This is a genomic window from Thalassotalea montiporae, from assembly GCF_053485855.1.
The window spans coordinates 1-18,748 of record NZ_JBQRUO010000005.1 but is presented as its reverse complement, the minus strand read 5'-3'; the positions used below and the strand labels follow the sequence as shown (position 1 = coordinate 18,748).

Genomic DNA, 18,748 nt, shown 5'->3' with positions numbered 1-18,748 from the left:
CTTATATTACTAATCCTGGCGATAAGTATTGAAAAAATGTCCCATGCGCTCAATTGCTGGCACGAGTTCGTCAACATGTGGCAAAAACACTAAGCGGAAATAATTGCTTTCTTCAATATTGAATGCACGACCATGCACGAGCAAAATTTTCTCTTGCTTGAGTAAATCTAGCACCATTTTTTCATCGTCTTTGATATTAAACTTTTCCATATCTACTTTCACAAAAAGATACAGAGCCCCCATCGCTGGTTGGCAAGACAATCCGTCAATGGCATTGATCATCTCGTAGGCGGTATTGCGCTGTTTAAGTAAGCGACCATCACCATTAATTAGCTCGTTAATACTTTGATAACCACCTAATGCGGTTTGAATCGCATGCTGACAAGGCACGTTTGCACACAAACGCATACTAGACAGCATATTCAAGCCTTCAATGTAATCTTCTGCGAGCAGCTTAGGGCCTGAAATCACCATCCAACCAGCGCGAAATCCGGCAATGCGATAATTTTTTGAAAGGCCGCCCATAGTCATAATCAGCACATCTTCCGCTAAACGAGCAGTCGGTGTGTGAACGGCACCATCATATAGAATTTTATCGTAAATCTCGTCGCTAAAAACAATCAGGCCATGTTTGCGCGCTAGCGCTAAAATGCCTTGCAAGACTTCTTCTGAATACACTGCACCCGTTGGATTATTCGGGTTGATTAAGACAATGGCACGCGTTTTTTTGGTGATTTTGCTTTCCATATCTTCAAGATTGGGAAACCAATGGTTCTCTTCATCACATTTGTAATGCACGGCTTTACCGCCAGATAGCGATACCGCCGCTGTCCAAAGCGGGTAGTCAGGTGCTGGGATCAATACTTGATCGCCATCTTCTAACAATGCTTGCATTGCCATCACAATAAGTTCGCTAACGCCATTGCCGATAAATATATCGTCTACGTTAACGCCTAAAATACCTTGTTGCTGGAAGTACTGCATTACGGCAACGCGCGCAGAATAAATACCTTTTGAGTCACTGTACCCTTGTGCGGTTGGAAGGTTGTGGATCACATCTTTTAAAATATCATCAGGCGCCTCAAAGCCAAACGGGGCAGGGTTACCAATGTTGAGTTTGAGAATTTTATAACCTTCATCTTCTAAACGCTTGGCTTCGGCGGCGATTTGTCCTCTGATCTCATAACTGACATTGTTGAGCTTTGAGGATTTAGTCACTGTTTTCATGATTACTGCCACCGAATAATTAATGTTGATAGAAAAATGGGTAAGGCAGTTAATGTAACAGTATTTGTGGTTTTTGAAACAGTTACTTGCAACTTTTTTATCGCTTTTTAACAGGGTTTCAATCACATTGTGTATAAGCGTTCAACGACTTGATAAATCAGGTGTGTGCTTGGCTATACTCAAGCCAAAGGTCAGTGATTAATTTAACGAATTAGTTTTTAACGAGAACAAGTTTAGACAATAACGGGTGATACTGTTTTTACTTATTTTTGTTAGTGGTATCAGTGGAGGTGTTATGCCAATTCCTTTTTTCTGGTTAGGTGCGGCGGCGGTGTCCGCTCTAGCGGTAAAAGAGCTAGTGAGCGACGATAGGAAAAAGCAGCAGCTAAAGCGCAGGCAGTCTCCTAGTGCTAAACGACTTGATGAATACAACGAACGTGGCGAAAAGTCTTCTGCAGTTGCAATCTACCCATCTGAGCTATTTAATACTGACCAAGTTGCTAAGCCTGCGATTGGCGCAATAGTGTGTTGCGGCATAGGCGGGGTGTTAGACCATACCGGGATTTGGGTTGGCGACGATACCATTGTTGAGCTGGGCGGCAATGGTTTAATTAAACCTGTCTCACCTGCGCGGTTTACGCAGGAGCGCTCTGGTAAACGAATTTTTATTGCGTGCGACTCTACTGCAACGCCACTCGTTAGCGAGCTTGCGGCGCAGCGAGCAATTGAACAGATTTACCAATACCGCGACTATCATTTAATCGAAAACAACTGCCACCAGTTTATTTGGCAGTGTATTGAGCCTAATAGTGAGCCACTAACCACGTTTAGAGAACTCAACAAGCGGCTCGCTAAGCAGCACAATAAGCAAGTGTATTGGGATTTATGCTTGCTTTGATAAACAGCTTGGCCAAGTGCTAAGTCTTACCAACTGCTTTTTTAACTAACACCAATGATTTTTCGTAACGAATTACACTGATACCTCTGTACTCCAAGCCCAACAACCGCTATAACCTTAGCATTAAAAAAATTTTGTAAATCGGTTATTCCTTTCTTGAAGCAACTCGTAAAATTTATTCTCTTGCTACCTTTACTATTGCTAGTCGGCCTATTTTCCATGGCGCTGCTGTTAGTTGATAGCGAACCTTTGATTTACCAGCAACACCAAATTTCTGCTAGCCATGCTGATAACAGTAAGCGCCTTGCTAAGCGCATAGCTGATACCTGGCGGAATGGCGAGCAACAAACCAAGCTGGTATTAACGCAAGCCGAAATCAATGGCCTAACAGCGCTTTTTCACCGTGCTGTGCCAAATTCAGCGCTTAATATTACATTGTCTGAACACGGTGCTGTCTTGCTTGGTTCCGTCGGTTTACCTAAGCCGCTAAATCAACAGTTTGTTAATGTTAGCGCTACATTATTGCCATCGGAAACAGGGCTTGAGCTAGCAGGTGTTCAGGTTGGTGGGTTGTCGCTAAGTGGCACTAACACCATTCGCTTAACGCGCTGGCTAGTTGATTATTACGTTGGCAAAGGGGCTACAGATAAGCTCCTAAATACCGTTACACAAGTTGCCATATCACCCAATCAGTTGGTGGTTGGTTTAAATGTTGATAAAGAAGTGCTTGCGCTGCGTCAAGATGCATCTTTACTTGCCAAGGTGCGTGATGAGTTAGCGTTATTTGGCGATAAAGAAATGATCACCATGTACTATCAAGAGCTACTGAAATTTGCCAATCATCAATCCATTAATGGCAAAGTTCATCAATATATCAATCATATTTTTAACTACGCCAACGTGCAAAATCAACTAGCGTTGCCGGCATCATATATTGAGCAAAACAAAGCGCTGTTAGTGGCATTGGTGCTGTATTTCGGTGATGACCGAATGGCCTTGCTAGTAGGTGATATTGCTCAGCTTGATTGGCGACAACGCGTTAGGCAGGCGCGCCATCGCCGAGTGATTACCTTAGCGGGTCGGGGCGATTTACAGCAGCACTTTATTTATTCGATAGCACTGCAATTATTAAGCAACGATCAAGCAAGTGATGCACTAGGTGAGTTCAAAGAGTTTTTGGATACTAATCAAGGCGGCAGTGGTTTTAGTTTTGCCGATTTAATGGCTGACCGAGCAGGTACACGCTTAGCAATGATGGCCACTTATTCAGAGGCACAAGCTCAGCAGTTACAGACGGTTTTGGCTAAGGTGGGCGATCAAGAGCTGTTACCAACCATTCAAGGCTTAGCTGAAGGGCTGGACGAACAAGGTTTTAGCAAAGAATACCAAGGAGTAAGCTCTAGTAACTATCAGCAAATGTTGATACATATAGATAGCCGACTAAAAACCTTAAGCCTATACCAGCATCACTGGCGTTAAAGGTTGTTTATATAACTGGTATTAGATTATTAGCAAGGGATTAGGGCGGTATTAAGGAAGAAATTGAACGCATTAAAAAGCCAGCACTGCGCCTTATAAAAAAGTAGGGCTTATGCTGGCTTTGTTTTGCTTTTTTGCCTAGTGTGTTTGCTTTGCTAGTTTGTATTAATCAGAAATACTCACATAGCAAACTAGCTATGCAAACTAACTAAGCAAATAAGGACATCACATCTGCAATCGCAACCATCGTTTTTTCACCGGTAATACGGTTCTTAACTTCGATTTCTTGATTGTCTAAGTTGCGCTCACCAATAACGAGTAATAATGGTGTTCCCATCAGCTCATGATCAGCAAACATAACGCCTGGGCGCTCTTTACGGTCATCAAATAGTACTTCGATACCCGCTTGTTGCAATTGGCTGTAAAGCTGCTCAGCAGTTTCTTGCACGCGTGCTGATTTGTGCATATTCATCGGAACGATTGCCGCTTGGAAAGGCGCAATCGCTGCAGGCCATTTAATACCGTATTTGTCGTGGTTTTGCTCAATAGCAGCCGCAACAATACGAGAAACACCAATACCGTAACAACCCATGGTTAATGTTTCGTGCTTGCCATTTTCGGTTAGTACGCCACAGTTCATGGCATCAGCATACTTCTTACCAAGCTGGAAGATATGACCGACTTCAATACCGCGTTTGATCACTATGTTACCTTGGCCACAAGGGCTAGGGTCGCCTTCAACCACGTTGCGAATATCTTCAACTGTGTAGTTGGTAGCGTCGCGATCCCAGTTAGCACCGGTGAAGTGGTAACCATCTTCATTAGCACCACAAACAAAGTCAGCTAAGTGAGCGGCGCTGCGATCGACTATCACTGGAATATCAAGGTTAACAGGGCCAATTGAGCCAGCATTGCAACCTGCGGCTGCTAAAATTTGCTCGTCTGAGGCAAACGTTAATGGCGCAGCAATTTGCGGTAAGTTTTCTGCTTTAACTTCGTTAAGCTCGTGATCACCACGTAACACTAATGCGATAACAGGTGCTTGTTCGCCATCTTCTGCCGCACCAAGTACCAATAAGGTTTTTACCGTTGATGTTGCAGGAACCTTTAAGAATTCTGCTACTGCTGCAATAGTTTTTGCATCAGGTGTTTCAACTTTCGCTAATTCAGCGTTTGCTGCTGGGCGCTCGCCCGCAGGCGCTAATGCTTCTGCTTTTTCAATATTGGCCGCAAAATCACTAGCATCACTGAAGGCGATATCGTCTTCACCGCTATCGGCAAGTACGTGGAACTCGTGTGAACCTTCACCACCAATTGAACCGTTATCAGCAATTACTGGGCGGAATTCTAAGCCTAAGCGCTCGAAAATACGGCAGTATGCGTCAAACATCACTTGGTAGGTTGCTTTTAAACATTCGTCTGTGGTGTGGAATGAGTAAGCGTCTTTCATTAAGAATTCACGGCCACGCATAACACCGAAACGAGGGCGAATTTCATCACGGAACTTAGTTTGAATTTGGAACAAGTTCAGTGGTAATTGCTTGTAAGAGGCAATCTCGTTGCTGATAAGTTTAGTGATCACCTCTTCGTGCGTTGGGCCTAATACGAATGGGCGTTGATGACGGTCGTTCAAACGCAGTAGCTCTGGACCATAGTCGTCCCAACGGCCAGATTCTTCCCATAGATCTGCTGGCTGTACCATCGGCATTAAGGTTTCAATTGCGCCAGCACGTTCCATTTCTTCACGGACGATATTTTCGACTTTGCGCAATACCTTTAAACCTGTCGGCAGCCAAGTGTATAAGCCAGAAGCAACGTTTCTGACTAAACCCGCTCGTAACATTAATTGATGACTGACCACCTCAGCGCTGGCTGGGGTTTCTTTTAGTGTAGAAACTAAATATTGACTGGTACGCATTGAAAATTTTTCCGAAAAGCGAGGGTAAAAAAAGTGGCGTTATTCTAGCAGGGCAAACAAGGAAAAAAAATGCCGATAATCAGATTTATCGGCATTTCTGTGATTTATGTTTGCGCAGGCTAGAGCTTGGGCAAGTGATTGTTGTGGCTATTGTTTAACCTGTGATGTTTAAGCCGTTGTTGTTTCACTTTTCTAATACTCAGTTAAACATTATTTGCTTAAGTCAGCTTGCACAATCACCTTATCGGTAACTTCTTGGCCTTTAAGCATACCGCCAACCGTTAGTAATTGACCTTGATGTTTGATTAGCATGCGATGGTCCATGGTCGCGGTTTTCGCATTGCTAAGCTGCCATTGTTTATCGCTAAACTTAAACTGCCAAACTTTGCCATCTGGCTCACTTGGTACGCCGTTATAGCCGATACCTGAATAATTGTACGGATTGTCACTGCCGCCGACAAAATATGCCGAGTTAGTAGCATCGTCACCAATGGCTGCCATACGATAGCGGGCAGTTCCTGTTGGGTGCTCAACTTTACGCCAGTCAATTTTATAAGGGGATTTGTCACTAATCTTGCCTAGATAACACGCTGGCTCGGCAGCGTATGAGCGGCGTTTGTCGAGGTGGACATCAACTCGCACGCCATCACAAACAATCATCTGATCATTGGCAATTGCACCTGCTTGACCAAATACCGGACGGCCAGGATACGGGCTCGCTTGTTGCCATGTGTCGTTTTTAACATCATAAACTTGCACCAAATTAACGTTACCGTCGTTATGCCAACCACTGACTAGATAGATGTAACGATCTTGATAGGGCAGTGCAACGCTATCGTCAACGGGTACTGGCATGGGAGCTAATTGACGATAGGATTTACTTAACGGATTGAATGCATAAACATCGGGTACCGACACTTCACTGTGATCTTTTGCCACCGTATAACCACCAAACACATAAGCTTTACCGTTAATACTGGTCGCGACCGATGCTAACCGGCCAACTAAGCCATTCACCGGCGTTTCAATTGGCACAGGCTTAATGGTTTGCCAGTTGTTATCGCCAACTTTAAGCATAAAGGCTTTATTGGTGACCGCTTGATAGCCTTTACCAGAGGTTAGCCCATTAAACGAGACGAAATAGTCATGGCCCTTAGCGGTTATTTTAGTTACGGCATTATTGGCGATAGGCTCTGGTAGGTTGGGTAAATTTGCAGCACTAGCACTAAAAGATAGACTCCCTAAAGTCAGCGCTAAGGCAGAAAAAATAACTGCACTGTAATTTGTGCGAAAAGTTAATGAAGTAGAAATCGGTGAGCCGTTTTGAGTAGTTGAGATTCGAGTAGCTGAGTTTTGTTTAATCACGGTATTGTTGTATCTTTATTCTTTTCCGTAATTTAAGTGAAGTTTAAGTGAAAGTTAAACTGACTTAAATCGGCTAGCGTTTGACGCTACATTAATAATTATCTGCACCTTACCATTTTTCCCTTGGAAATGCTTATTTTGACAATATGTATGAGTTGTTTTCAGAAACTAGTCATTGCATTAGATCTATTGTCAGCCACTTTTAATATTGCTAACGTACTCAAACTATTAGCAAAAGTGATAATCATCTCGGTAAGTCCCCAAAATAGGGGAACAAGTATAGGTTAAGTAGATCGATGCATCATGGAAGTGTCATATGCAAACTGAAAATCAAATAGGCTATCAATACGGATGCCAATGCGGGTGCCAATGTGGTGAGGTTAGCTATCAGGTAACTGGTAAGCCTTTGCTGCGGGCAATTTGCCATTGCACTATTTGCCAAGCAGCAAATAAAGCGGCTTATTCCGATATTGTGCTTTTTCGCGTGCATGATGTGACGCAACCAGCAGAAGGGACCGTGGATTACCGATCAGTGAAATTCCCTCCCGTTTTGCAGCGTGGATACTGTCGTGCTTGTCAGCAGTTATCGATTGAGTACTTGCAGCTTTTTCCCATTCCTAAAACGATTTTTGTGCCAACGAGGCGTATTGCTGATCAAAGCATAGTGCCTGAGCCATCTTTGCATATTTTTTACGATAAACGCGTCGCGGATATTGATGACGCACTACCTAAATACCAAGGATATCTGGCTAGTCAGCTAGCGTTTGCAAAACATCTGATTCCCGCACTCTGGCGCTGACAATAGCGGCCGAGATAAGGCGGCACAGATTAGAGCGAAATAAGAGCCTATGCTAACGGGCGAATCCTCATAAGCCAAATTTAAGCGATAAAATTTAACCTCATTTATTCAAATAAGTAGAGATATTTTCAATGAGCTACGACAACAACAATATTTTCGCCAAAATTCTTCGTGATGAAGTGCCGTGCATCAAGGTGTATGAAGACGATAAAACACTGGCATTTATGGATATTATGCCGCAAATGCCAGGCCATACCTTGGTCATTCCCAAAGAAGCGGCAATGACAGTGCATGAATTATCGGATGAAGCATCACTAGCCTGCATGAAAACAGTGCAAAAAGTGGGTAAGGCAGTAGAGCAAGCAATGGGCGTAACTGGCTTTACCTTGTTCCAATTAAACGGCGCAGAAGTAGGGCAAACGGTGCCACATTTCCACTTTCATATTTTACCGGGCTCAATTTTAAATGCGACAGGCATTAAAGGACATGCGGTAGAGATGGGAGATCCTAAAGAGCTGACAAACCTTGCGGAAAAGATTAAAGGGTTCTTAGGTTAATTTGGCCACTACAAGATGAAATTGAAGATCAACATTGTTGATGCCTTCGCAGAGCAACAGTTTGGTGGTAATTCAGCGGCAGTGATCATTACTGATAGCTGGTTGTCAGACGAGCTAATGCAGTCGATTGCCGCGGAAAATAATCTCTCAGAAACTGCTTTTTTAGTGCCTGACGGCGAAAACTCGGGTAAGCACAATCATTACGTCATTCGTTGGTTTTCACCACTGATGGAAATCGATTTTTGCGGACATGCAACCTTAGCATCTGCTTGGGTGATCTTCTCCAAAAACCCAGAATTTACCGAATGTTCAATTTCTGCGCCTGCCGTTGGTGCTATGGTGATTAGGCAAAACACAGACGGTTATATTGATATGGACTTTCCAAATCGCATACCAACGCCCGTTAGTGAAATACCAGATGCATTGCTTAATGGCCTATCGCTCGCGCCTGAGAAAGTATTAAAGAATCAGCAAGCTTATATCGCAGTTTATAAGACGGAAGCAGAGGTTAAAGCGGTTAGCCAAGACAGCCAGTTGATTAAACAACTCGCGCCTTATGATGTGGTAGTAACAGCGCCCAGTGCCAATAACCTAATTGACGATAACCTAGCTGACTACGATTTTGTCTCACGATATTTTTGGCCAGCCAATGGCGGTGACGAAGATCCTGTCACGGGCTCAATTCATACGGCATTGGCACCGTTTTGGGCCGAGCAGTTAGGTAAAACCGAGCTTATTGCTTATCAAGCATCGAAACGGGGCGGTATATTAAAATGCCAGTTAGCAACGAATAAACTAACAGGTGAGCGAGTGATTATCTCAGGTAAAGCCGTGCCTTATCTAGAGGGGATAATTACTGTTTATACCAATTGAATTAATTAGTTGAACAATTATGGCGTAGGAAAAAGGTTCATAAACAAGGCGTTATTTCTTGTTAACTAGTTGTTCTAATTTCAAAAATAACAACGCAGTTAATGAGCATTTTAACCAGCCAGAATGACCAAGTATTTATTGAAATTGGTATTATAAACCGCCTCAAGCTTAGGAGTAGTATCCTACTTTGGGGCTACCGGTTTGCCTATGTGCTCGGCAAGAAAGTCAATTAGCAACCTGACTTTAGGCGATAAGTTTCGGTTTTTGGGATACAGTGCCCAGATGCCTTCTTTATCGTCACGATACTGATGTAGCACTTCAACTAATTCACCAGATTGCAATGCGTCTTTTATGTAGTAATCTGGCAGTTGTACTAACCCAAGTCCTTGCTTAGCCGCATCAAGCAGTGCATTGCCACTGTTACATTTTAGTCGGCCCGCAACGCGAATCGATTTTTCCCTGCCGTTTTCTTGAAAACGCCAATGCTCAACTGAGCCAACCAAACACTGGTGATGTGCCAGTTCGGATAAACTATGGGGTTCACCATGGCGCTCAAGGTATTTTTTACTGGCACAAACATAAAGCTGGCGAGAGGCTAGGCGTTTGGCAATCATGGTGGAATCAGTTAGCCGGCCCAAACGCACTGCTAAATCTATCCCCGCTTCGAGTAAATCTAATCGTTGATTGGTTAAGTTAAGATCAATATTGACTTGTGGGTAACGGGCTAAAAACTGGTTAAGCAATGGTGCTAAATGTTGCTCACCATAGGTGACAGGAGCGGTCACTTTAACTAAGCCCTTGGGCGTGGTTTGCATTTGCGTGACGGCCAGCTCTGCTACTTCTAGCCCTTCCACTAAGTGTTTACATTGCTGAAAATAAACTTGCCCAGCTTCACTTAATGTGACTTTTCGCGTGGTTCTGTGTAGCAATTTTACCGCTAATCGCTCTTCTAAAGCAGATACTCGTCGACTCACTTGTGCGACTGAGGTTGATAGCTTACTAGCTGCCAAGGTAAAGCTAGCTGTTTCTGCCACTGCAACAAACTCACTTACTCCCTCCCAATTTGCCATATCAATGATTTCATTCAGTGTGTATTTAGCAAGAGCTTAATTGATTATTACAAATACGTAAAAATAATTTGTCAAATAGGTTGATTATCAATAAATAAGAAATAGCTATACTGTATACCATTAACTGAGCTTGAGTTGGTAAAGCACATTAGCTCGCACATAGCGTAAGCAGAATATTAAAAGGAAACCCCTATGGCACTTGATATCAAACCTGGACAAGAATTTATTAAATCTAAAGCTGCTGTCGCTTGGGCGGCAGGCGAACCACTGAAAATGGAAGAGGTGGATGTGCAGTTGCCCAAAGCGGGTGAAGTGTTAGTGCGCATTGTCGCCACTGGCGTTTGCCACACCGATGCCTTTACGTTATCAGGTGAAGACCCAGAAGGCATTTTTCCGTCAATTTTAGGTCATGAAGGTGGTGGTATTGTTGAAATGGTCGGTGAAGGTGTCACTAGCGTTGCTGTTGGCGATCATGTTATTCCACTTTATACCGCAGAATGTGGTGAGTGTAAGTTCTGTAAATCAGGTAAAACTAACTTGTGTCAGGCAGTGCGAGAAACTCAAGGTAAAGGCTTAATGCCAGATGGCACCACACGTTTTTACAAAGATGGTGAACCAATTTATCACTACATGGGGTGTTCAACCTTCTCTGAATATACAGTGCTACCTGAGATTTCATTGGCAAAAGTGAATAAAGACGCGCCACTGGAAGAAGTGTGTTTACTTGGCTGCGGTGTGACCACTGGTATGGGTGCCGTACTTAACACCGCTAAAGTGGAACAAGGCGATACGGTGGCCATATTTGGTTTAGGTGGCATTGGTTTATCAGCAATTATTGGTGCACGTATGGCGGGCGCAAGCCGCATTATTGGCGTCGATATTAACGACAGTAAATTTGAGTTGGCAAAACAATTGGGTGCCACTGATGTTATTAATCCGCAAGAATTTGATAAGCCAATTCAAGAAGTGATTATTGAAATGACTGACGGCGGTGTTGATTATTCATTTGAATGTATTGGTAACGTTAACGTTATGCGCCAAGCGTTAGAGTGTTGTCACAAAGGTTGGGGTGAGTCAGTTATTATTGGTGTGGCTGGTGCTGGTCAAGAAATCTCTACTCGCCCGTTCCAGTTAGTCACTGGCCGCGTATGGCGTGGCACGGCATTCGGCGGCGTGAAAGGGCGTACTGAGCTGCCAGAAATCGTTGAGCGTTACATGGCTGGCGAATTTGGTTTGCAAGAGTTTATTACGCATACCATGGGCTTAGATGAAGTCAATCACGCCTTTGATTTAATGCACGAAGGAAAAAGTATTCGTTCGGTTGTTCATATGAATAAATAAGATGAATGGACAATCGAGCCATATAAATCGATGGTTAATATGATTTAGATTTATTAAAAACTCAGATGTTAGCGATTAGCCTCTGAGTTTTTTATTACAAGAATTCCATCTAAGGACATCAAGCAATGATTGAAAATATCAGTCAAAACAAAGTATTTAACGGTTGGCAAAAACAATATACGCACGATTCAAAAAGCCTTAATTGCGCTATGCGTTTTGCTATTTATTTGCCGCCACAGGCGAGCGCAAACAGCCCTGTTCCTGTGCTTTATTGGCTATCGGGCCTAACTTGCACCGATGAAAACTTTATGCACAAAGCCGGAGCGTTTCGCAAAGCTGCAGAGTTGGGCATTGCCATTGTTGCCCCTGATACTAGCCCGCGCGGTGAAAACGTGGCAAATGATGACGGCTATGATTTAGGGCAGGGCGCAGGTTTTTATCTTAATGCCACACAAGCGCCTTGGTCTGCACACTACCAAATGTATGATTACATCACCCAAGAGTTGCCAGCATTAATTGAAGCGAATTTTCCAGTTACTTCAGTAAAATCAATCTCTGGGCATAGTATGGGGGGTCATGGCGCGCTCACCATAGGGCTGAAAAATCAATCGATCTATCGCTCAATATCGGCCTTTAGCCCAATTGCTAACCCAATGCGCTGCCCTTGGGGCCAAAAAGCGTTTAGTGCATACTTAGGCAGTGATAAATCAAGTTGGCAAAACTATGATGCCAGCTATTTGCTCGCCCAAGGTAAAGCTGAATTGCCTATGTTAGTAGATCAAGGTGAGGCCGATCAGTTTTTAACTGAACAGCTAATGCCAGAGGCACTAACTGCTGCGGCTGAGCAACATGGCTCTGAGTTAACCTTGCGTATGCAGCCGGGCTACGATCACAGCTATTACTTTATCGCTAGCTTTATTGATGAGCATTTAGCATTTCATGCTAAGCATTTACATAGTTAGCGGTTGGTTTAGTCGCTGATTTGGCCTAGTGAAGGGTTGACAATTTATCCTCAGCAGGTAGCTTGTTGGCGATAATATTACTGTTTTTAAAGAGAAATATATGGCAGTCGAAATACGTAAGGTCGATTATCACAACACGCAGCAAATGGCTGAGCTGATCACATTACTAGATCAATATGCTCAAGATCCCATGGGCGGTGGTGAAGCGTTATCACCGGACACTAAGCAAAATTTGGCGACAGCATTGCAACAGCGCAACTTTATAACCAGTTTGATCGCCTATGTGGATGACCAGCCAGCTGGCTTAGCTAACTGTATTGAAAGCTTCTCTACCTTCGCTTGTAAGCCTATCCTTAATATTCACGATATGGCGGTAAATAGTGAATTTCGCGGTTTAGGTTTAAGTCAAAAATTATTGGCTGCGGTTGAAACACTTGCCAGAGAAAAAGGCTGTAGCAAGGTGACACTCGAAGTACTAACAGGCAATAAAGTGGCGATGAGCGCTTATGAAAAATTTGGCTTTACAGGTTACGAGTTAGATCCTGCCATGGGTAAAGCCGAATTTTGGGAGAAAAAGCTTAAATAGCCAATTTTGCTATTTAAACCTCTGAATTCACTTAAGCCATTTGGGCTTTAAATAGCTGGCGTGTTAAAACGAAATAGCGCGCCTTTTCCCTGAGTTTTTATCCGTTTTTTGGCCTGGCTCTTTCGCTGCTTTTTTCTTATTCCCTTTATTGTTAGCTGAACTTTTTGGTTTAGTCGCTTTTGATTTAGGTGCTTTTGATTTGTCGCCGCCTTTTTTATTGCTAGATGCTTGCTGTTTAGTTACTGCTTGGCGTGGCTTAGGCTCGGTATATTGATGGGTAAATGGTTCATCTTTGGCGCTGTTTTCTTGTCCGCTTTCTACCAGCTCATTTTCTTGCAAAGCAGATTCAACTAACTGTGGCTCATACTCAGGCGCCACATATTGCACTTCAATGATGTTATCGCCCAGTTGGATATAATCACCATCGTAAACTTTTTTACGTTTTTGAAATTCCACTTCATTATTTAGCAATACGTAACCTTCTGCGATCAATACTTTTGCTTCACCACCACCAGACACTAAATCGGCAATTTTTAGCAGTTTATAGAGTTCGATAGGTTGTTGATCAATTTCAACTAAGTAGACGTTTGCCATATTTTTATCAGCGATATAAAAAATTTTTCGCATTTTATCACAGCGCTAAAAATGCTGCATTGCTAATAAACTCATGGGGTTGAATGAAAAATAGACAAGTTTTTTGGTAAAACATTGAGATAAAACAGTAAAAAGATGTAAAAAACTGCTTGCTAAATAAACTACCTTGCGTATAATTCGCGCCGCAAGAAACGGCAAGGTATCTGAAAGGGTGCTACGCAAAGTTATCGGTCTAAGGTTTTTATTTAACAGGCTTTTCTGTTCAATAAATGGCTACGACAGCGGTACTACCTAATGCAGCAGGGACCTTTTGTGCGTTTCAAGTACTTACTTACTTATATTTTTGACTTGTTGTGTAAAGGTTTTTAATCCATGAAAAAATTATTGCTAGTTCCTGCAATCGCGTTAATCTCTTCTGTATCTGTTACTCCAGCAGCAAACGCTTCAGACGTTGCTCAAAGCTTATGTGAGTATGTGTCAGCAGATAACAAAAAGCGTTTACGTTCTTTCCTAAAAAGTAATAACCTTAAAATTCGTTCAGTATTTGACGGTGTTCAGTGTAACGGTCAAAACTTATTAGCATTCGCATCAGAGAAAAGCGCAGTAAAAACTGGTTCATTAATGATCAGCAAGTTACCAAAATCAAAAGTAAAAGATGCAATGGCATCAATTACTGACGCTACTTTGATTGAAGCTGCTAACAAGCGCGTAAATGGCTAATATCAAATAAAAGATTCAATAAAAAGCGAGCTCAGAGCTCGCTTTTTTTATGCCTAGAGTTCTTCTGCGAATACGCAATTGGGAATTTAGCTATATGACTACTGGGCTATTTTAACTTTACGCTGAGTTTCAACGCTGAGGTGATGAGCTTTAACGCCGACGAACATGGCCAGCATAAAAATGAGGCTTTCTCTTGGGTTAATTGTGATTCCTGCTATCGCTGGCCCTGGACAGTAACCACTTAACCCCCAACCCACGCCGAACATTATTGAACCTATGATAAGTTGACTGTCGATGTTACTTTTATTGGGTAAACGAAATTTAAGCGATAGCAAAGGCTTATTGAGTTTACTGAATAAAATACGATAGCCAACTAACGTAACAAGTAGTGCCGCACACATAACAAAGGCAAGTCGAATATCCCATTTTCCTGTGATATCTAAAAAGCCAATAACGGCTAGCGGGTTGGTCATTTGTGCCAGGGTTAAACCAAAGCCAAATAAGACGCCAATACTTAGCGCAATGATCGATTTCATTCTGCTGCTTCCAAATCAAATATTTTTAGTAGTATTTTTCTAGTTAAGTGTCCATTTAGAGCTTAACTAAATACACGGTAACTATTGCGCTTCCCATAAACAGACAAGTGGCTAGGATAGAACGTATCGATAATCGTGCGATGCCACAAACGCCGTGACCGCTGGTACAACCGTTGCCAAGTTGTGTACCAAAACCGACCAATATCCCTGAAAGAATAAGCAAGCTAGGGGAGAAATTTTCTCGCATGTCGAAGTTAATACCGAAAGCTTTACTATACAGCCAGCCACCAAGTGCCAAACCAATAAGAAAGTAGAACTGCCAGCTTGATGCGGCCGTTTTCAATGAGCCTTTGCTAATCGTTATCAGCTGACCAAATGCACCGCTAATTCCAGCTATTTTTCCAAATAGCAGCATCATTAAAACGGCGCTTAAACCAATGAGTGCACCACCAGAAAGAGCGCTGACGATTACTTGGCTGTTAACTTCAACCATTCGTTATAGCCTCCCGCAAGCGAACTTACATTGTTAAAGCCCATATTCATAAGTGATTGAGCAGCAAGCGCTGAGCGCCCACCTGACTGGCAATAAAGTAAAATATTTGCTGCTGCTTTTTCTATATCGTTTAACTTAATAAGTTTTGGGTGATTCAAGATTTGAAATTCCAATAGACCTCTAGAAATATGGTTGGCGCCTGGTAGTTGTCCTTTGTCTAGCTCGTTTACATCTCTAACATCGATGACTAGAAAGTTTTCTGCATTTTGTTGCCATTGCTCAATACTAATTTCATTGATTGCTTGGCGAGCTTGGTCGACAAGGCCTGCTGGTGTCATTTTCATAAAGTTACTCATTCGCTTGTAGGACAAAAAATTTCGTGGAGCACATCAATTATTTTGATGCAGTGTTCATCTGCTAGGGAATAAAAAATAGTTTGAGATTCACGTCGCGTACTGACTAAACCATGTTTGCGCAATACCGCGAGGTGCTGTGAAAGAGCGGATTGGCTGACATTGGTAAGTTCACTTAACTCACTGAGCTCGCTAACTGAACGTTCACCTTTGACGAGCGTACACAGCACCAGCAACCTGACGGGATGACTTAAACGTTTTAAATAGCTACTTGCAAGAGTAACTTGTTGGTGCAATTGTTCAGGGTTCATCTTCATACCAAAGTTTCATATTAGTGGTTTCTATTGTTAGATATAACTATGTTAGGAAAATATAAATTAGAAAGTCATAAATTAGAAAAATCTAAATTAGATATTGCTAATATATTAATGTATTAAATTGGTTAGTGCCAATGTAACCTTGATTTAAATTGGCACTATTGTGCAAGTGGTTGAAAATTATTTTTAAATATTTTAAACCTAGCTAAGTTGGCGATAGTTGGTTATCGAGGTGACCAGAACTGCGCAATTCGTCGAGTAATTGCTGGCATCGCTGGGTAATGTGGTCACGAAGCAAACGCACTGCAGGTGTCATTAATTGGCGAGAAGGGCAGATCAGCCAAAGCTCTTTAGGGCTTGGGGAATAATCAGGCATTAAATTGACTACTCGACCAGTAAGTAAATCGGTCGACATATCTAACACCGATTTCGTCGCAACGCCATAACCTGCTACACACCAGCGTCTAACTATTTCGGCGTCATTGACAACACGGTTACTAGGGACTTTAACTTTAAAGGTCTCCTCACCTTTAGAAAACTCCCATGTATTGTTAACTAAATCTCGAATTTGGTAGCACAAACCATTTAGTTTCGTTAGATCGTTAGGGTGCTTAGGTGGTGTAACTTTATTGAGATATGACGGGGCTGCACATAATATTCGTGGCACGTCACATATTTTAAAACCAAACATGTTTGAATCTTTTGGCACGCCGTAACGTAGGGCAACGTCTACTGGATCGCGATAAAAGTCTGTGTTTCGATCCCCGATATTTAGTTTAATGCTGAGTTTTGGGTGTTCTTCAATAAACTCATCTAACCACGGCAGTAAGATATTACGACCCAAATCTGAAGGCACTGCAAGGCGTAATTCGCCATCAACAAGATTAAGTTCATCCTGAGCGCTTTGACCTATTTGATTTAGGGTTAATACTGCTTGTTCGATACGTGGAATATATTTCTCACCGGCGGAAGATAAACGCAATTGTCTTGTCGAGCGCACGAACAGTTCAATGCCGTAATGCTTTTCTACTCGCTTAACTGCTGTACTCGCAGTGGCTACGCGGATATCTAAACTGTCGGCGGCTTGTTTAATACTTTGAAATTCAGCAACTTTTAGTACAACTTGTAAATCGTCTACTAGCATATTGTTTAATACTATTTGATAATCTTTGAATAATTATCTGGGATTATAGACTTAAACTAGTTATTTACTAAGTGAGATATGGTGTTTACTCAGCATTGGGGAGCAAATAAAGGAGTACCCTAAAAGTGAGGGCGAACTTTACGCTATGGAAGGCTTTTTAGTAGCAAGGCTATAGTTGTTAACCTTCCATAGTACCGATAGTGATCAAGCTTGGTGAAGAATGCTGAAGTTTTTTCTCATCGCACTTACAATAAAGCCAACTAATAACTTAAAAATTTTAGCTTCGATGATTTCTGGGATGTAGGGAATATCAAACTTTTTGTTAAGTCTTTCGGTTAAGGTAGCTTCAAGCTCTTTGGCTTCGTCATCAGAGATGCCGTCTTGTGAGTCTTTAACTAAACCGTACAACTCATTTGGTAAGTTTTTATAGAGCAGGCGATCAAACTTTTTCACCGTTTTGACTAAGATCATTTGCTCCTTTTTCTCTCTGACGAAAGGAATATTGACCTTGTCATTGATCTTACTTGCGAGTACCTCAACTTCTTCGTCACTCAGCATTTCTACTTGGTTTTCAAAATCCTGCTTTATCGCTTTACGCTGTTCTTCGGTTAATGTGATTGTAGCCATTGGATATTTCCTATACGTAAGTGTCCCTTACAACTACTAGGTAGAGGTGGGAAGTCTACCCAACCACACATTTTATTTAGTCAAAATAAAGTCATTAAAAAATAACGATAGCACATATTTGGGCAAGTAATTTGAAGCGAGCTTTGATGAATAGACAGAAGTCATTATGAGTCGTAATAGATAAAGTTTTGAAAACAGAATTTATTGTGGAATAAGAGCGCGTGACAACTCATTTATTTTTGTCAATAGCGGACAAAATTAGAATGGTTTCTTTACTTCAAAGCCTTTGGCTAGGGAGCAACTAGTGTTGGCAAACAGTGTTAGTAAATAGTGCTGGTGAAGTAATAGCTCTGTGGTGTTTACAAACCGTACAAAGTGTTCTTAATTTTTAGAACTAAATAGAGTATTAAGAAGAAAATTAAACGTAGCTGAAAGTGCAGGGCTTGAACTAATGCATTGGTATAGGTTTTAAAGAGTAAAGAATTCTCTTTGCTTACCAGTATTTAAAGGAATAAAACTTACAGGACTAGATTAAGGGATAAACGAATAAATGGATAAATTAAGAGGATATAACTTTAAGAAGTGGTGGACGGTACTGGGCTTGAACCAGTGACCCCCGCCTTGTAAGGGCGGTGCTCTCCCAACTGAGCTAACCGTCCGGGTCGTTTGAGTTATCTTTATTTAGCCACTCGTTTCTCAAAAGAAGTGGTGGACGGTACTGGGCTTGAACCAGTGACCCCCGCCTTGTAAGGGCGGTGCTCTCCCAACTGAGCTAACCGTCCGGGTCGTCTGAGTTATCTTTATTTAGCCACTTGTTTCTCAAAAGAAGTGGTGGACGGTACTGGGCTTGAACCAGTGACCCCCGCCTTGTAAGGGCGGTGCTCTCCCA

The 18,748-nt window shown here is 42.3% G+C and carries 20 protein-coding genes, 2 tRNA genes and 1 riboswitch; of the genes, 9 read left to right on the top strand and 13 right to left on the bottom strand.

The features are described from left to right. Nucleotides 1-9: 9 nt before the first annotated feature. Complete coding sequence (locus ACSLUR_RS14330) at nt 10-1,227, bottom strand: pyridoxal phosphate-dependent aminotransferase (protein WP_448555648.1); 1,218 nt, start codon at nt 1,225-1,227, stop codon at nt 10-12. Nucleotides 1,228-1,522: 295 nt separating this feature from the next. Here ACSLUR_RS14330 and ACSLUR_RS14325 point away from each other — a divergent pair, with 295 nt between their 5' ends. Together ACSLUR_RS14325 and ACSLUR_RS14320 are read left to right on the top strand one after the other, a co-directional pair. Beyond that, the gene (locus tag ACSLUR_RS14325) at nt 1,523-2,125 is read left to right on the top strand and encodes a hypothetical protein (RefSeq protein WP_448555646.1); all 603 of its coding nucleotides are present in this window, start codon (nt 1,523-1,525) and stop codon (nt 2,123-2,125) included. A 156-nt stretch (nt 2,126-2,281) separates the two neighbouring features. Then, on the top strand, nt 2,282-3,604 hold the full coding sequence (locus ACSLUR_RS14320) for a hypothetical protein (protein WP_448555644.1): 1,323 nt from the start codon (nt 2,282-2,284) through the stop codon (nt 3,602-3,604). Nucleotides 3,605-3,812: 208 nt separating this feature from the next. Here the strand turns inward: ACSLUR_RS14320 and ACSLUR_RS14315 are convergent, their stop codons facing one another. Together ACSLUR_RS14315 and ACSLUR_RS14310 are read right to left on the bottom strand one after the other, a co-directional pair. Further along, nucleotides 3,813-5,522: a proline--tRNA ligase gene (locus ACSLUR_RS14315; protein ID WP_448555642.1), complete on the bottom strand. Its 1,710-nt coding sequence runs from the start codon at nt 5,520-5,522 to the stop codon at nt 3,813-3,815. Between the two features lie 210 nt (nt 5,523-5,732). Beyond that, the gene (locus ACSLUR_RS14310; protein WP_448555639.1) at nt 5,733-6,887 is read right to left on the bottom strand and encodes a Kelch repeat-containing protein; all 1,155 of its coding nucleotides are present in this window, start codon (nt 6,885-6,887) and stop codon (nt 5,733-5,735) included. Nucleotides 6,888-7,203: 316 nt separating this feature from the next. Here ACSLUR_RS14310 and ACSLUR_RS14305 point away from each other — a divergent pair, with 316 nt between their 5' ends. The 3 genes from ACSLUR_RS14305 to ACSLUR_RS14295 all read left to right on the top strand — a co-directional run bounded on the left by ACSLUR_RS14305 (nt 7,204) and on the right by ACSLUR_RS14295 (nt 9,116). Beyond that, nucleotides 7,204-7,686 (top strand): GFA family protein, encoded by a 483-nt coding sequence (locus ACSLUR_RS14305; protein WP_448555637.1) that lies wholly within the window; start codon nt 7,204-7,206, stop codon nt 7,684-7,686. A gap of 131 nt (nt 7,687-7,817) precedes the next feature. Continuing rightward, nucleotides 7,818-8,243 (top strand): HIT family protein, encoded by a 426-nt coding sequence (locus ACSLUR_RS14300; protein ID WP_448555635.1) that lies wholly within the window; start codon nt 7,818-7,820, stop codon nt 8,241-8,243. 15 nt (nt 8,244-8,258) lie between these two features. Continuing rightward, on the top strand, nt 8,259-9,116 hold the full coding sequence (locus ACSLUR_RS14295) for a PhzF family protein (protein ID WP_448555633.1): 858 nt from the start codon (nt 8,259-8,261) through the stop codon (nt 9,114-9,116). A gap of 182 nt (nt 9,117-9,298) precedes the next feature. Here the strand turns inward: ACSLUR_RS14295 and ACSLUR_RS14290 are convergent, their stop codons facing one another. Further along, on the bottom strand, nt 9,299-10,186 hold the full coding sequence (locus ACSLUR_RS14290) for a LysR family transcriptional regulator (RefSeq protein ID WP_448555631.1): 888 nt from the start codon (nt 10,184-10,186) through the stop codon (nt 9,299-9,301). 192 nt (nt 10,187-10,378) lie between these two features. On the opposite strand from ACSLUR_RS14290, the gene ACSLUR_RS14285 reads away from it, so the two are divergent. From ACSLUR_RS14285 to ACSLUR_RS14275, 3 genes are all read left to right on the top strand, one after another. After that, the gene (locus tag ACSLUR_RS14285) at nt 10,379-11,527 is read left to right on the top strand and encodes an S-(hydroxymethyl)glutathione dehydrogenase/class III alcohol dehydrogenase (protein ID WP_448555629.1); all 1,149 of its coding nucleotides are present in this window, start codon (nt 10,379-10,381) and stop codon (nt 11,525-11,527) included. Between the two features lie 125 nt (nt 11,528-11,652). After that, the gene (fghA, locus tag ACSLUR_RS14280) at nt 11,653-12,489 is read left to right on the top strand and encodes an S-formylglutathione hydrolase (RefSeq protein WP_448555627.1); all 837 of its coding nucleotides are present in this window, start codon (nt 11,653-11,655) and stop codon (nt 12,487-12,489) included. A 100-nt stretch (nt 12,490-12,589) separates the two neighbouring features. After that, nucleotides 12,590-13,075, top strand: a complete 486-nt coding sequence (locus ACSLUR_RS14275) for a GNAT family N-acetyltransferase (protein ID WP_448555625.1) — start codon at nt 12,590-12,592, stop codon at nt 13,073-13,075. Between the two features lie 63 nt (nt 13,076-13,138). On the opposite strand, the gene ACSLUR_RS14270 is transcribed toward ACSLUR_RS14275, so the two are convergent. Then, nucleotides 13,139-13,702 carry an RNA-binding S4 domain-containing protein gene (locus ACSLUR_RS14270; RefSeq protein WP_448555623.1) on the bottom strand — a complete coding sequence of 188 codons (564 nt, stop codon included), beginning with the start codon at nt 13,700-13,702 and terminating at the stop codon, nt 13,139-13,141. A gap of 150 nt (nt 13,703-13,852) precedes the next feature. Next, a riboswitch (cyclic di-GMP riboswitch) is annotated at nt 13,853-13,964 on the top strand. 77 nt (nt 13,965-14,041) lie between these two features. On the opposite strand from ACSLUR_RS14270, the gene ACSLUR_RS14265 reads away from it, so the two are divergent. Continuing rightward, nucleotides 14,042-14,389: a DUF3718 domain-containing protein gene (locus ACSLUR_RS14265; RefSeq protein WP_116000491.1), complete on the top strand. Its 348-nt coding sequence runs from the start codon at nt 14,042-14,044 to the stop codon at nt 14,387-14,389. A gap of 98 nt (nt 14,390-14,487) precedes the next feature. Here the strand turns inward: ACSLUR_RS14265 and ACSLUR_RS14260 are convergent, their stop codons facing one another. From ACSLUR_RS14260 to ACSLUR_RS14225, 8 genes are all read right to left on the bottom strand, one after another. Further along, entirely contained in the window at nt 14,488-14,925 is a 438-nt protein-coding gene (locus ACSLUR_RS14260; protein WP_448555621.1) for a DUF6691 family protein, read from the bottom strand. Nucleotides 14,926-14,980: 55 nt separating this feature from the next. Next, nucleotides 14,981-15,418: a YeeE/YedE family protein gene (locus ACSLUR_RS14255; protein WP_448555619.1), complete on the bottom strand. Its 438-nt coding sequence runs from the start codon at nt 15,416-15,418 to the stop codon at nt 14,981-14,983. Continuing rightward, complete coding sequence (locus ACSLUR_RS14250) at nt 15,394-15,762, bottom strand: rhodanese-like domain-containing protein (protein ID WP_448555617.1); 369 nt, start codon at nt 15,760-15,762, stop codon at nt 15,394-15,396. The genes ACSLUR_RS14255 and ACSLUR_RS14250 overlap by 25 nt, the downstream gene beginning before the upstream one ends. Nucleotides 15,763-15,770: 8 nt before the next feature. After that, nucleotides 15,771-16,082 (bottom strand): ArsR/SmtB family transcription factor, encoded by a 312-nt coding sequence (locus tag ACSLUR_RS14245; protein WP_448555614.1) that lies wholly within the window; start codon nt 16,080-16,082, stop codon nt 15,771-15,773. A 211-nt stretch (nt 16,083-16,293) separates the two neighbouring features. After that, nucleotides 16,294-17,232, bottom strand: a complete 939-nt coding sequence (locus ACSLUR_RS14240; protein WP_448555612.1) for a LysR family transcriptional regulator — start codon at nt 17,230-17,232, stop codon at nt 16,294-16,296. A gap of 204 nt (nt 17,233-17,436) precedes the next feature. Beyond that, entirely contained in the window at nt 17,437-17,859 is a 423-nt protein-coding gene (locus tag ACSLUR_RS14235; RefSeq protein WP_448555610.1) for a hypothetical protein, read from the bottom strand. Between the two features lie 583 nt (nt 17,860-18,442). Then, nucleotides 18,443-18,518 (bottom strand) — tRNA-Val (locus ACSLUR_RS14230). Nucleotides 18,519-18,565: 47 nt separating this feature from the next. Then, nucleotides 18,566-18,641 (bottom strand) — tRNA-Val (locus ACSLUR_RS14225). Between the last annotated feature and the right edge of the window lie 107 nt (nt 18,642-18,748).

Coding starts and splice junctions, on each gene's coding strand:
- ACSLUR_RS14330 (WP_448555648.1), bottom strand. CDS start 1,227: ATGAAAACAGTGACTAAATCCTCAAAGCTCAACAATGTCAGTTATGAG.
- ACSLUR_RS14325 (WP_448555646.1), top strand. CDS start 1,523: ATGCCAATTCCTTTTTTCTGGTTAGGTGCGGCGGCGGTGTCCGCTCTA.
- ACSLUR_RS14315 (WP_448555642.1), bottom strand. CDS start 5,522: ATGCGTACCAGTCAATATTTAGTTTCTACACTAAAAGAAACCCCAGCC.
- ACSLUR_RS14305 (WP_448555637.1), top strand. CDS start 7,204: ATGCAAACTGAAAATCAAATAGGCTATCAATACGGATGCCAATGCGGG.
- ACSLUR_RS14300 (WP_448555635.1), top strand. CDS start 7,818: ATGAGCTACGACAACAACAATATTTTCGCCAAAATTCTTCGTGATGAA.
- ACSLUR_RS14295 (WP_448555633.1), top strand. CDS start 8,259: ATGAAATTGAAGATCAACATTGTTGATGCCTTCGCAGAGCAACAGTTT.
- ACSLUR_RS14290 (WP_448555631.1), bottom strand. CDS start 10,186: ATGGCAAATTGGGAGGGAGTAAGTGAGTTTGTTGCAGTGGCAGAAACA.
- ACSLUR_RS14285 (WP_448555629.1), top strand. CDS start 10,379: ATGGCACTTGATATCAAACCTGGACAAGAATTTATTAAATCTAAAGCT.
- fghA (WP_448555627.1), top strand. CDS start 11,653: ATGATTGAAAATATCAGTCAAAACAAAGTATTTAACGGTTGGCAAAAA.
- ACSLUR_RS14275 (WP_448555625.1), top strand. CDS start 12,590: ATGGCAGTCGAAATACGTAAGGTCGATTATCACAACACGCAGCAAATG.
- ACSLUR_RS14270 (WP_448555623.1), bottom strand. CDS start 13,702: ATGCGAAAAATTTTTTATATCGCTGATAAAAATATGGCAAACGTCTAC.
- ACSLUR_RS14265 (WP_116000491.1), top strand. CDS start 14,042: ATGAAAAAATTATTGCTAGTTCCTGCAATCGCGTTAATCTCTTCTGTA.
- ACSLUR_RS14260 (WP_448555621.1), bottom strand. CDS start 14,925: ATGAAATCGATCATTGCGCTAAGTATTGGCGTCTTATTTGGCTTTGGT.
- ACSLUR_RS14255 (WP_448555619.1), bottom strand. CDS start 15,418: ATGGTTGAAGTTAACAGCCAAGTAATCGTCAGCGCTCTTTCTGGTGGT.
- ACSLUR_RS14250 (WP_448555617.1), bottom strand. CDS start 15,762: ATGAAAATGACACCAGCAGGCCTTGTCGACCAAGCTCGCCAAGCAATC.
- ACSLUR_RS14245 (WP_448555614.1), bottom strand. CDS start 16,082: ATGAACCCTGAACAATTGCACCAACAAGTTACTCTTGCAAGTAGCTAT.
- ACSLUR_RS14240 (WP_448555612.1), bottom strand. CDS start 17,232: ATGCTAGTAGACGATTTACAAGTTGTACTAAAAGTTGCTGAATTTCAA.
- ACSLUR_RS14235 (WP_448555610.1), bottom strand. CDS start 17,859: ATGGCTACAATCACATTAACCGAAGAACAGCGTAAAGCGATAAAGCAG.